The following is a 12429-nucleotide window of genomic DNA, read 5'->3' on the forward strand; positions in this document are numbered from 1 at the left end:
CGGTTGAAGCGAACTTGTTCGCGAGGCGGTGTGCCTGGAGAACCGTGTCAGGCCCTCTCGCCAACAAGTTGGCTCCTACCTTCGAGCGCGGTGAGCCTGAGACTGCGCAATGCTTGGGTAGGAGCGAACTTGTTCGCGAGGCGGCGTGTCTGGAGAACCGCGTCAAACCCTCTCGCCAACAAGTTGGCTCCTACCTTTAAAAGTGTTGAACCTGCGCGTTTTGCCGGGTAGGAGCGAACTTGTTCGCGAGGCGGTGTGCCTGGAGAACCGCGTCAAACTCTCTCGCCAACAAGTTGGCTCCTACCTTTAAAAGTGTTGAACCTGCGCAATTCCTGGGTAGGAGCGAACTTGTTCGCGAGGCGGCGTGCCTGGAGAAGCGCGTCAAACTCTCTCGCCAACAAGTTGGCTCCTACCTTTAAAAGTGTTGAACCTGCGCAATTCCTGGGTAGGAGCGAACTTGTTCGCGAGGCGGCGTGCCTGAAGAACCGCGTCAGGCCCTCTCGCCAACAAGTTGGCTCCTACCTTTAAAGAGTGTTGAACCTGCGCGTTTTGTCGGGGTAGGAGCGAACTTGTTCGCGAGGCGGTGTGCCTGGAGAAGCGCGTCAGGCCCTCTCGCCAACAAGTTGGCTCCTACCTTTAAAAAGTGCTGAACCTGCGCGTTTTGCCAGGGTAGGAGCGAACTTGTTCGCGAGGAGGCGTGCCTGAAGAACCGCGTCAAACCCTCTCGCCAACAAGTTGGCTCCTACCTTTAAAAGTGTTGAACCTGCGCGTTTTGCCGGGGTAGGAGCGAACTTGTTCGCGAGACTGTGTGCCTGAAGAACCGTGTCAGGCCCTCTCGCCAACAAGTTGCCTCCTACAGGTTCGTTAGCCGATTGGCATACATCCGCCCTTCAGCAATCAACGCCAGCAGATTCGGGTCGCGCTCCTTCGACTTTAGAAACACCATGCCGATGTGCTGTTGCATGCGGTAGCGCTCCTGCAGCGGGATCAGCTTCACCCGGTTTTCGTAAACTGCTGCAATACGCCCCGGCAACAGCGCATAGCCCACGCCTGAGCTGACCATGCTCAGCAAAGTGAAGATGTCGTTCACCTGCATCGCCACTTTCGGTTCAAACCCTGCCTGCTGAAAAACCCGGATGCCATCGCGATGGGTGGCGAAGCCCTGGGTCAGGGTAATGAACGTCGCTTCGCGCAGGTCGCTCAGGTCCACTTCGCGGTGTTGCGAGAATGGCGAGTCGGCCGGGGCGGCGAGAAAAATGTCGTCGGAAAACAGCGGCAGATGCTCGCAATCCGGGTCGTTGACGCTCTCGTCCAGCGATACCAGGATCGCATCCACTTCCATGTTCTTGAGCTTGTAGAACAGGTCGATGTTGGAGCCCATGATCAAGTCGATGTTGAGCTCGCTGCGGCGGATCTTCAGGCCCATGATCAACTGCGGCACCGTCTTCACTGTCAGCGAATACAGCGAGCCGAGTTTGAAGCGTGCGGCAGAAAATCCGGCGGCCTGTCGAGTCAGCTCCACCGTGGCGAGCACGTCCTGGATCAGTTTCTGTGCTCGCTCCTCCAGCACATAAGCGCTTTCCAGCGGCGTCAGGTTGCGGCCTTCATGCTTGAACAGCGGGCAGCGCAAGGCACTTTCCAGCGAGTGAATCGCGCGGTGCACGCTGACATTGCTGGTGTTCAGGTCAGCGGCCGCTTTGGTCAGGTTGCCGGTGCGCATGAAGGCCAGGAATATTTCCAGCTTTTTCAGGGTCAACTCATCGTCGATTTGCATGTCGTGAGGCTTCTTGTTTGAGTGCCCCGATTGTGCACATTTAGATAGCCACTGGCTGTAATAAAAAACTGTTTGGCTAACGCATGGCTTGCACTTTACGTCCCTAAGCTAGAGCCTTGCGCTGCAGTTCAGAACGATGAGGTAGTGTGCGGATGTATTACGGAGAAAAATTCAACGCGTGGTCCCACCTGGTCGGTGCGGTGCTGGCTTTGATCGGGGCCGTCTGGTTGCTGGCGGTTGCCAGTCTTCAGGGTGATATCTGGAAGATAGTCAGCGTCGCGATCTACGGCGTGACGCTGGTGGCGCTGTACAGCGCGTCTACCGTGTACCACAGCGTCCGAGGGCGTGCGAAAGCGATCATGCAGAAGGTTGATCACTTTTCGATCTACCTGTTGATCGCAGGCAGCTACACGCCGTTCTGTCTAGTGACCTTGCGCGGTCCATGGGGCTGGACGTTATTCGGCGTGGTGTGGGGGCTGGCGGTGATCGGTATCCTCCAGGAAATAAAGCCGCGATCCGAAGCGCGGATCATGTCCATCGTGATTTACGCGGTCATGGGCTGGATCGTGCTGGTGGCCGTCAAACCCCTGATCGCGGCGCTTGGCACGGCAGGCTTTACATGGCTGGCAGCAGGCGGCGCGCTGTACACCATCGGCATCATCTTCTTCGCCTACGACACCCGCTTTCGCCATTGGCACGGGATCTGGCACCTGTTCGTGATTGCCGGGAGTCTGCTGCACTTCGTGGCGATTTGTTTTTATGTGTTGTAAGTAGCCGATCCACGAAGCTGTAGCTAACTGCTTTGGAATGTTTTCTGTAGGAGCTCACGAGCAACGCGAGGCAGCGATGGCGGCCTGTCTGACATACCGTTATCGCGGCCTCGCGGTGCTCGTGCGCTCCTACAGGTGCGCGGTTTGCAGCGAGACAGTGTAGGAATATCGATTCACCTGACGCCCCGCATCAGTGCACACCGTTGTACGCTTCCAACCGATTTCCCACCAACCCTCGCCGTAGCGCGCCGCCCTGTGCGGGCGCACCAAAATCGGCAGGCTTTTGCACTGCATTGAAGCATTTGATTCATTATTTAAAACTGTTGAATTATTTGATTCTTGCTCCTAGTCTGTTGCTCGACCCGCCTGCTGGCGACTTCTTGCAACGACTGAGACCGGGAGCAAAAGATGAACGTGAAAGTACTCTTGAGTATGGCGGTGGCCACTGCGTTTTCGGCGTCTACCTGGGCGGCGGACTGGACGGTGGGTGCCAACGTCGGCAACGTTCCGTGGGAGTTTCAGGACGCTAAAGGCGAGATCGTCGGCTTTGAAGTCGATGTGGTCAAAGAAGTCGCCAAACGTGCTGGCAAGACGGTCGAGTTTGTAAATATCCCTTTCAATGGCCTGTTCAGCGCCGTGCAGTCCAAGCGTGCAGACATTGCCATTTCGTCGATCACCATTACCCCAAAGCGTCTCGAATCGGTGGGTTTCGCTCAGCCGTATTACGACAGTGATCAGTCGTTGTCGGTGCTGACCAAATCGGGCATCGATGGCCTCAAAGGCATGCAGGGCAAAGTGGTCGGCGTAGACACCGGTTCGACCGGCGACATGTGGGTTACTGCACATCAGGCCGAGTACAAGTTTGGTGATGTGTCCCGCTACGAAGGGCTTTCCCCGGCAATGCTCGATCTGGCTTCCGGGCGTATGGACGGCTACATCAGCGATATCCCAGCCGTGCTCTATTACATCAAGGACAAACCGCAATACCGGGTGGTTGCCCGCATTCCCACCGGTGAGAAGTACTCGTTGATGCACGCTAAAGGCTGGGCGTCGGCGACTCAGGTCAACGACATCATCACCGCCATGAAAAAAGAAGGCGTGATTGCTGACTTGCACAAGAAGTGGTTTGGCGCAGACGCCGATCCAGAGTCCAGCACCGTCAAGGTTGTCGACGTTCTGAAATAAGCCCTTCAAATAGCGACTGACGTTTTAAACCCGGCGCCTGGCGCTGTCACCAAGGAGTCCTGATGGAGCTGGTCCAGACTTTCTTCAACTGGGGTGTGTTTGTCGACGCACTGCCGCAGATGCTGCGGGGCCTCGGGGTGACGGTGTTGCTTGGCGTGGTCAGTATCATTCTCGGTCTGGTCGGCGGCTTGCTGCTGGCCATGCTTCGACTCTATGGCTATGCACCGATCCGGCTGCTGGCACGGATCTACATCGATGTGATGCGCTCGATTCCGTTGCTGGTGTTCCTGGTGTTGATCTACTACGCGCTGCCGTTTGTGGGGATTCGTCTTTCCTCGTTCGCCGCAGCGGTGGCAGCGCTATCGCTGGTGTCGTGCGCTTACTCAGCTGAGATTTTTCGCTCCGGCATCGAAGCCATTCCCCGTGGGCAATTCGAAGCGGCGGCCTCGCAGGGCATGAGCTTTTTCAACACCATGCGCGATGTGATTTTGCCGCAGGCCATGCGAATTGTGCTGCCACCGATGACCAGCAACTGCATCAACGTCATGAAGGACACGGCGCTCGCTTCGGTGGTTGCCATGCCGGATCTGCTCAAACAGGCAACACAGGCGCAGGCACTGTCTGCCAACCCGACACCGCTGGTGGGGGCTGCGATCATGTATCTGTTGTTGCTGCTGCCCTTGGTGCAGCTGGTGAGTTGGGTCGAGCGGCGCAACAGTGCGGGGAGGAAGAACGGATGAGTGCAGTCATCGAGATCGAAGGCGTCGCCAAGTTCTATGGCCGGTTCCAGGCGCTGGCGGACATCAATCTGTCGGTGGAGCAGGGCGAAGTGGTGGTGATTCTCGGACCGTCAGGTTCGGGCAAGTCGACATTGATCCGCTGCATCAACTTGCTGGAGCACTACCAGGAGGGCGAGATTCGAGTCGCAGATCAGCGGGTCGAGACCGGTCCGAAGCTGGCGGGTATCCGCTGTGAAGTCGGCATGGTCTTTCAGAATTTCAATCTCTACCCGCACATGACGGTGCTGGCCAATGTGGCGCTGGCGCCGGTGCGTGTGCGCGGTTTATCACGCCGCGATGCGCAGGCTCGTGCGCACGTGCTGCTGGAAAAAGTCGGCATGAGCGCGCATGCCGAAAAATACCCCAGCCAGCTTTCCGGTGGTCAGCAACAACGCGTGGCAATTGCCCGGACCATGGCCATGGAGCCTCGGGTGATCCTGTTCGACGAGCCGACTTCTGCGCTTGACCCGGAAATGGTGGGTGAGGTGCTCGACGTCATGCAGAACCTGGCGCGCTCAGGCGTGACCATGGTCGTGGTCACCCACGAAATGGGCTTCGCCCGCAAAGTCGCAGACCGGGTGATCTTCATGGAAAGCGGCCGGATCATCGAACAGAACAATCCGCATGATTTTTTCACGGCCCCTCGCGAGCCGCGGACCCAGGCCTTTTTGCAGGCCATCCTGCACCACTGATTCCTTTTGGAGACTGCCCAATTGAACGCCCTCGATATCGATTATGTTCGCCGCCAGTTCCCCATGCTGGCTGATGGTTTTGCCTATCTGGACAACGCCGGTGGTTCGGCGGTGCTTGGGCGCGTGGCTGACCGGGTCCGCGATTACCTGATCCACAGCAGCGTGCAATTGGGCGCGTCCTACAAAGGTTCGGCTTCAGCAGGGGCGTTAGTGCTGCAAGCCCGGGAGTCCGTGGCGCAACTGATCAACGCGTATCACCCCGAAGAATGCGTGATGGGCGGCTCGACCACGCATCTGCTGCAAATCCTTTGCCGTGCTGTTGCGCCGTCGATCAACAGTGGCGACGAAATCATCGTCACCCACAGCGATCACGAAGCGAATATCGGTCCGTGGCAGCGGCTGTGCGAGGAGCGTGGTGCGACGTTGCGAGTGTGGTCAGTCGATCCGCAAACGCTGGAGCTGGAGCTCGATGACCTGGATGCGCTGCTTGGCTCGCGTACCCGCTATGTGGCCATGACCCATGCGTCGAACATCTTGGGCAGCGTCAACCCGGTGGCCGAAGTCGCCCGTCGTGTGCATGCCGTGGGCGGCAAATTGTGCGTCGATGCCGTGGCGTATGCGCCCCATCGTCTGGTAGATGTGCAGGCCAGCGGCGCTGATTATTACGTGTTCAGTTTCTACAAGGTGTTCGGCCCGCACTTCGCGGTCCTTTGGGGGCATCGAGAGGCGCTGCTGGAGCTGCCGAGCCTCAATCACTTTTTCATCGGGCAGGACGTGATCCCTTACAAGCTGCAACCAGGCAACCTCAATTACGAGCTGTCTTACGGCTGCATGGGCATCAATGAATACCTGCTGGATATCGGTCAGCGTCTGGGCGCCAGCGGCAGCCCGCGCCAGATCATGCAAGCCGCATTCGATGCGTTCGAAGTACAGGAAGATTTGCTCGCCGAAACCCTGCTGTCATTTCTGCGAGAAACAGCAGGCGTGCGGATTATCGGCAAGCCGCAAGTGACCGCGGGTGATCGGGTGCCGACCATCAGCTTCGTGGTGGAGGGCGTGCAATCGGAAGCCATCGTGCGGCGCATTGATGAACACGGGATCGGGATTCGCTTCGGTGACTTCTACGCGCGACACTTGATCGAACAGTTGGGCCTGGCCCGGTTCGGCGGTGTGGTACGCGTCTCGATTGCGCACTACAACACGGTCGACGAAATGCAGCGTCTGGTCAGGCATCTGGCCGAGGCGATCAACGATTTGCGTCCATCCTGATTTTACGAGCGACCTTCCATGTCAGCAGTGCCTCAAACCCTTGCCGAATTACGTGCGGCTATCGTCGAGCAGCAGGATCGCTTGACCGCGCGCATGCGTGATGCGGCGTGTTACCTCACCGAGCATCCCCATGACGTGGCGCTCAACACGGTGGCCGCGCTGGCGGAGCGCTCGGGGATTGCTTCATCGGCTTTCATTCGTCTGGCCAAGGCGCTGGGGTTCAACGGTTTCAGCGACTTGCAGCGATTGTTCAAGGCGCCGTTGCAACAGGCGGGTTCGTCAAGCTTCAGCGAGCGGATACGTCACTATCAAGGCGAGGAACTGCTGGAAGATCCGACCGATGTCGGCGCCATTCTGACTGCGTTCAGCCGGGCCAATATCGTGTCTCTTGAACACTTGGCCGAAGGTCAGCAAGTCGAAGCGCTGGAGCAGGCCATCACCTTGTTGCAACGCGCACGGACGACGTTCGTGGTGGGTATGCGCCGTTCATTCCCGATGGCCAGTTACCTGAGTTATGCGCTGAGTCGTGTCGGCCGCCGCGCCGTCCACATCAGTGGCCTCGGCGGTTCACTGCGCGAGCAAGTCGGCGCGCTGCACAGCGATGACATTCTGGTCGCTGTGAGCTTCCCGCCTTATGCCCCGGAAACCATAGAAGCCTGCCAGCAGGCGGTGGCGGCAGGTACACCTATTGTGGCGATTACCGACAGCCTGCTCAGCCCCATCGGCCAGCACGCGGCGGTGATCATTGAAGTCAACGATGCGGAATTGCTGGGTTTTCGCTCACTGACGGCGGCGTTCTGCGTGGCCCAGACCCTGGCAATGGGCTTGGCTTTTCGCGACGGTCAGTCGATGAGCGGCCCTGATCATGATGCTTTGAAAAACATCGACTGCTGAGCCGAATTCTGGCGGTCTGAACCCCACCCTCTGCGCCTGTGCAGGAGATTGCTCTTATGGCTTCACCCCTTCGCGATCTGGTCGGCTACGGCCAAAACCGTCCTCAAGGCACCTGGCCTAATGGTGCGCGGTTGGCAATCAGTCTGGTCATCAATTATGAAGAAGGCTCCGAGCGCTCGCTGGCAATGGGCGATCCCGATCAGGAAAGCATGACCGAATGGGGCAGCTACCAATTCCCTGATGGCGTGCGCAATCTGGCGATGGAGTCGATGTATGAATACGGCTCGCGGGTGGGTATCTGGCGGATTCTTGAAATCCTCGAAAAGGCTGGCGTGCCGTCCACCTTTCACGCCTGTGCCGTTGCGTTCGAACAGAACCCGGACGTTGCCAAGGCAGCTGTCGCGCTGGGCCATGAAGTCTGCAGTCACGGCTATCGCTGGGAGGAAGTGTTCCGCCTGACCGAAGCCGAAGAGCGTGAGCACATTCGTCTTGCCGTGGAATCGTTCGAGCGCACCTGCGGCAAGCGTCCCGTTGGTTGGTATTGCCGCTACGGCGCAAGCGTGCGAACCCGGCGTCTGGTGGCCGAAGAGGGCGGTTTTCTCTACGACTCCGATGCCTATAACGACGACGTGCCGTACTACGTTGACGTTGAAGGCAAGCAGCATCTGGTCGTGCCGTACACCAGTGACGTGAATGACTTCCGTTACTGGAACTCGCCCGGCTTGTCCCAGGCGTCGGACTTTTTCGAGTACATGAAGGAAAGCTTCGAAGTGCTCTACGAGGAGTCTGCCGACGGCCTGCGCATGATGTCGGTGGGCTTGCACCCGCGCATGGTTGGTCGTCCGGGGCGGGTGCGGGCGATAAAGCGTTTCATCGAATATGCCCAGGGCCACGAAGGTGTCTGGTTCGCGACCCGCGAGCAGATTGCCAAGGCCTGGATGAGCCGTAGCTAAACCCACCTTGAGGAGCACCGCGCCATGCAGGCTTTTGATTTAGTCATTCGCAACGCCAAAGTCATCACGGCCGCGGACAGTTTTGTCAGTGACATTGGTGTTCGTGACGGGCTGATCGTCGCGCTGGGTCTGGGTCTGGAAGGCGCTGCCCGGGAGATCGATGCAGCCGGTCGCTCGGTGACGCCAGGCGGCATTGACAGCCATGTGCATCTGGATCAGCCCACCGGCGACGGCTCGGTGATGGCTGACGATTTCGAAAGCGGGACCCGTTCAGCGGCCTGCGGCGGCACGACGACGGTGATTCCGTTCGCCTGCCAGCAGAAGGGGCAAAGCTTGCGAGCCGCTGTCGATGATTATCACCGGCGAGCGGATGGCAAGGCGTTGATCGATTACGCTTTCCACTTGATCGTGACGGACCCCACCGAAGACGTTCTCCGCCGGGAGCTGCCTGAACTGATCGCTGAGGGTTACACCTCGTTCAAGATCTACATGACCTACGACGCGCTGAAACTGGACGACCGACAGATACTGGAGACGTTGTCTGTTGCACGTGCCCAGGGTGCGATGGTCATGCTGCATGCTGAAAACAGCGATTGTATTGCCTGGCTGACGGAGCGTCTTTTGGCGGCGGGGTTAAGTGCTCCGCGCTATCACGCAACATCGCGCCCGATGCTGGTGGAGCGCGAAGCCACTCACCGTGCCATTGCCCTGGCTGAACTGGTGGATGTGCCGATCCTGATCGTGCATGTATCGGGACGTGAAGCCATTGAGCAGATTCGCTGGGCGCAGGACCATGGCTTGAAGGTGTACGCCGAAACCTGTCCGCAATACCTGTTTCTGACCGCTGACTCATTGGGCTGCGATGACAGTTTTGAAGGCGCCAAATGCATTTGCAGCCCGCCACCGAGAGACGCTGCGAACCAGCAAGTCATCTGGGACGGCCTGCAGAATGGCTCGTTTGAGGTGTTCTCCTCGGACCATGCTCCGTTTCGCTACGAAGGCCCTGACGGCAAGCGCGCACACGGCGAGCATGCGCCGTTTTCGGAAGTCGCCAACGGCATCCCCGGCATTGAAACGCGCATGGCGCTGCTCTGGTCTGAAGGCGTCTGCACCGGGCGCATTACGGAGCAGGAGTTCGTTGCGCTGACCTCGACTAACGCAGCGCGGTTGTATGGCTTGTACCCGCGCAAAGGCAGCATCGCGATTGGTGCCGACGCGGATCTGGTGAGCTGGGACGAAGGGCTGGATTTTGAACTGCAGAATGATCGCCTGCACCACCGCGTGGATTACACGCCATACGCGGGTATGCGCTTGACGGCCTGGCCTGCGCTGACCCTTTCACGGGGCGACGTGGTGTGGGACGGAGCGGCGCTGGGACAGCCGGGACGCGGGCAATTCTTGCCCTGCGCAAGACCGGAACCGGCCAAGGCCCGGCGCAGGAAAACCGAGTTGCCGGTTTGATTTATCAACGGCTAAATTTTTAGGCGCTCACGACCTTCTTTGGCAGCACTGTTGGAGCGAGGCTTGCCCGCGAAGAGCTATAACGCGGTGTGCCTGATCCACCGAGTCGGCGGATTCGCGGGCAAGCCTCGCTCCAACAGTATGCCTGTGCTGACTGGATTGCTGTGCGGTGCTCGATCTGCGTCCGCCAAGGTCCAATGTTTGCGTCGTGATTCTGCATGTCTCGGAAGTTAGAAATCCCCCCACAACTGCTGCGCCACGCTGAGTGCCACGACAGGTGCTGTTTCGGTACGCAGCACGCGTGGGCCGAGGCGGGCGGCGTGGAAACCAGCGTCCTGAGCTTGATCGACTTCGGCGTCGTTCAAGCCGCCTTCCGGGCCGATCAGGAAGGCGAGGGTGGTTGGCTTGCTGTGGCTGGTCAGCGGTTCTGCTACCGGGTGTAGCACGAGCTTGAGTTCGGCATCGCTGCGCTTGAGCCATTCGGTCAACGGCATGGGCGGGTGAATCACCGGAACCACCGAGCGCCCACATTGCTCGCAGGCGCTGATCGCGATCTGCTGCCAATGAGCCTGACGCTTCTCGGCGCGTTCGTCCTTGAGGCGCACTTCGCAGCGCTCACTGACAATCGGAGTAATCTCCGTGACACCCAGTTCGGTAGCCTTCTGAATCGCCCAATCCATGCGCTCGCCACGGGACAAGCCTTGGCCGAGATGGATACGCAGCGGCGATTCGGTCTGGCCGGGGAAGGTTTCGTCGAGCTGGACGCGCACGCGTTTCTTGCCGACTTCCAGCAAGGTGCCGCGAAACTCATCGCCTGAGCCATCGAACACTTGCAGCGCATCGCCTTCAGCCATACGCAATACGCGACCGATGTAATGCGCCTGGGCTTCAGGCAGTTCGTGTTCACCGAGGCTCAGGGTGGCGTCGATAAAGAAGCGTGACAGTCTCATGGTGGGTCTCTGAAATGTTTTGGATCACTGCGTGCTTTCCTGTGGGAGCGGTGCTTGCCCGCGATAAGGCTGGATGCGATCTAAAGTGAACCGCGTCCAGCCTTATCGCGGGCAAGACTCGCTCCCACAAAGGGGGGGGCGCGTTTCATCTAATGCTTGCTACTAACCCGGATCACGAAAATCCGGGTGGAAATTCTCTCTCACGGCAACGCTGATGCTTTTACGCGTGGCGATGTCGATGCCTTCAGTGGCGACTTCGGCGAGGAAGTCGATCTGCTCCGGCGTGATCACATACGGCGGCAGGAAGTACACCACGCTGCCCAGCGGACGCAATAACGCGCCACGCGTCAGTGCGTGCTGAAACACCTGCAAGCCACGGCGCTCCTGCCATGGATAAGCGGTTTTGGTCGCTTTGTCCTGAACCATCTCGATGGCCAGTGCCATGCCGGTCTGGCGCACTTCGGCGACATGTGGATGATCCACCAGATGCGCAGTGGCCGTCGCCATTCGCTGGGCCAGGGCTTTGTTGTTTTCGATGACGTTGTCTTGCTCGAAGATATCCAGCGTCGCCAATGCCGCCGCACACGCCAGCGGGTTGCCGGTGTAGCTGTGCGAATGCAGGAAGGCGCGCAGCGTCGGGTAATCGTCGTAGAACGCGTCGTAAACGTCGTCGGTGGTCAACACTGCCGCTAATGGCAGATATCCCCCCGTCAGAGCCTTGGACAGACACAGGAAGTCCGGGCGGATACCTGCTTGCTCGCAGGCAAACATAGTCCCGGTCCGGCCGAAGCCCACGGCGATTTCATCGTGAATCAAATGAACACCATAGCGGTCGCAAGCCTCACGCAGCAGCTTGAGGTACACCGGGTGATACATGCGCATACCGCCCGCGCCCTGAATCAAAGGCTCAACGATGACCGCTGCAACGGTGGCGTGGTTTTCAGCCAGGGCGTGCTCCATCGCCGCGAACATGTTGCGCGAGTGTTCTTCCCAGCTCATGCCTTCGGGGCGATGGTAGCAATCCGGGCTTGGCACCTTGATGGTGTCCATCAGCAACGCTTTATAGGTTTCGGTGAACAACGGCACGTCGCCCACTGACATCGCGGCCATGGTTTCGCCGTGATAACTGTTGGTCAGGGTGACAAACCGTTTCTTGTCCGGCTGGCCGCGGTTGAGCCAGTAGTGAAAGCTCATTTTCAGCGCGACTTCGATGCAGGATGAGCCATTATCGGCATAGAAGCAGCGAGTCAGGCCCTCAGGTGTCAGCTTGACCAGGCGCTCGGACAGCTCAATGACCGGCTGATGACTGAAGCCGGCAAGGATGACGTGTTCCAGCTGGTCGACCTGATCCTTGATGCGTTGATTGATGCGCGGGTTGGCGTGGCCAAACACATTGACCCACCAGGAACTGACAGCATCCAGGTAGCGTTTGCCTTCGAAGTCTTCCAGCCACACGCCCTCACCACGCTTGATCGGAATCAGCGGCAGGCTTTCGTGGTCTTTCATCTGGGTGCAGGGGTGCCACAGAACCTTGAGGTCGCGCTGCATCCACTGATCATTCAGGCCCATTGGTTTTCTCCGGATAACGACTCGCATGGTGCGAGGACGAGCAATCGCGCAAGCCTATGCAATGCCCGGCTACGGAACAACCATTAGTGTGATAAACCGAGCCCTTGTAGGAGCGCACGAGCACCGCGAGGAG

At 58.9% G+C, this 12429-nt stretch carries 11 protein-coding genes; 8 read left to right on the forward strand and 3 right to left on the reverse strand.

Annotated elements, in window-relative coordinates:
* Positions 1-853 precede the first annotated feature (853 nt).
* Entirely contained in the window at positions 854-1774 is a 921-nt protein-coding gene (locus H8S59_RS15495) for a LysR family transcriptional regulator (RefSeq protein ID WP_187521985.1), read from the reverse strand.
* A gap of 152 nt (positions 1775-1926) precedes the next feature.
* On the opposite strand from H8S59_RS15495, the gene trhA reads away from it, so the two are divergent.
* The 8 genes from trhA (at position 1927) to hydA (ending at position 9777) form a co-directional block, all read left to right on the forward strand.
* Positions 1927-2544 carry a PAQR family membrane homeostasis protein TrhA gene (gene trhA / locus H8S59_RS15500; protein ID WP_187521986.1) on the forward strand — a complete coding sequence of 206 codons (618 nt, stop codon included), beginning with the start codon at positions 1927-1929 and terminating at the stop codon, positions 2542-2544.
* A 408-nt stretch (positions 2545-2952) separates the two neighbouring features.
* Complete coding sequence (locus H8S59_RS15505) at positions 2953-3729, forward strand: transporter substrate-binding domain-containing protein (protein WP_087265699.1); 777 nt, start codon at positions 2953-2955, stop codon at positions 3727-3729.
* A 62-nt stretch (positions 3730-3791) separates the two neighbouring features.
* Positions 3792-4469: an amino acid ABC transporter permease gene (locus H8S59_RS15510; RefSeq protein WP_187521987.1), complete on the forward strand. Its 678-nt coding sequence runs from the start codon at positions 3792-3794 to the stop codon at positions 4467-4469.
* Positions 4466-5200: an amino acid ABC transporter ATP-binding protein gene (locus H8S59_RS15515; RefSeq protein WP_187521988.1), complete on the forward strand. Its 735-nt coding sequence runs from the start codon at positions 4466-4468 to the stop codon at positions 5198-5200. Before H8S59_RS15510 ends, H8S59_RS15515 begins: the two co-directional genes overlap by 4 nt.
* Before the next feature lie 21 nt (positions 5201-5221).
* Positions 5222-6469: a cysteine desulfurase-like protein gene (locus H8S59_RS15520; RefSeq protein WP_187521989.1), complete on the forward strand. Its 1248-nt coding sequence runs from the start codon at positions 5222-5224 to the stop codon at positions 6467-6469.
* A gap of 18 nt (positions 6470-6487) precedes the next feature.
* Positions 6488-7363, forward strand: coding sequence for a MurR/RpiR family transcriptional regulator (locus tag H8S59_RS15525; RefSeq protein WP_095092764.1), 876 nt, complete (start codon positions 6488-6490; stop codon positions 7361-7363).
* A 56-nt stretch (positions 7364-7419) separates the two neighbouring features.
* Entirely contained in the window at positions 7420-8316 is an 897-nt protein-coding gene (locus H8S59_RS15530) for an allantoinase PuuE (RefSeq protein ID WP_187521990.1), read from the forward strand.
* Positions 8317-8340: 24 nt separating this feature from the next.
* Entirely contained in the window at positions 8341-9777 is a 1437-nt protein-coding gene (gene hydA, locus H8S59_RS15535; protein ID WP_187521991.1) for a dihydropyrimidinase, read from the forward strand.
* Between the two features lie 230 nt (positions 9778-10007).
* Here hydA and H8S59_RS15540 read toward each other — a convergent pair whose 3' ends face one another.
* A complete protein-coding gene (locus H8S59_RS15540) occupies positions 10008-10727 on the reverse strand; it encodes a 16S rRNA (uracil(1498)-N(3))-methyltransferase (RefSeq protein WP_187521992.1) in 720 nt (239 codons plus the stop codon).
* A 162-nt stretch (positions 10728-10889) separates the two neighbouring features.
* Entirely contained in the window at positions 10890-12296 is a 1407-nt protein-coding gene (locus H8S59_RS15545) for an adenosylmethionine--8-amino-7-oxononanoate transaminase (protein WP_187521993.1), read from the reverse strand.
* Positions 12297-12429: the final 133 nt, after the last annotated feature.

The sequence above is a fragment of the Pseudomonas folii genome (assembly GCF_014357575.1).
In the GTDB taxonomy this organism is placed as follows: domain Bacteria; phylum Pseudomonadota; class Gammaproteobacteria; order Pseudomonadales; family Pseudomonadaceae; genus Aquipseudomonas; species Aquipseudomonas folii.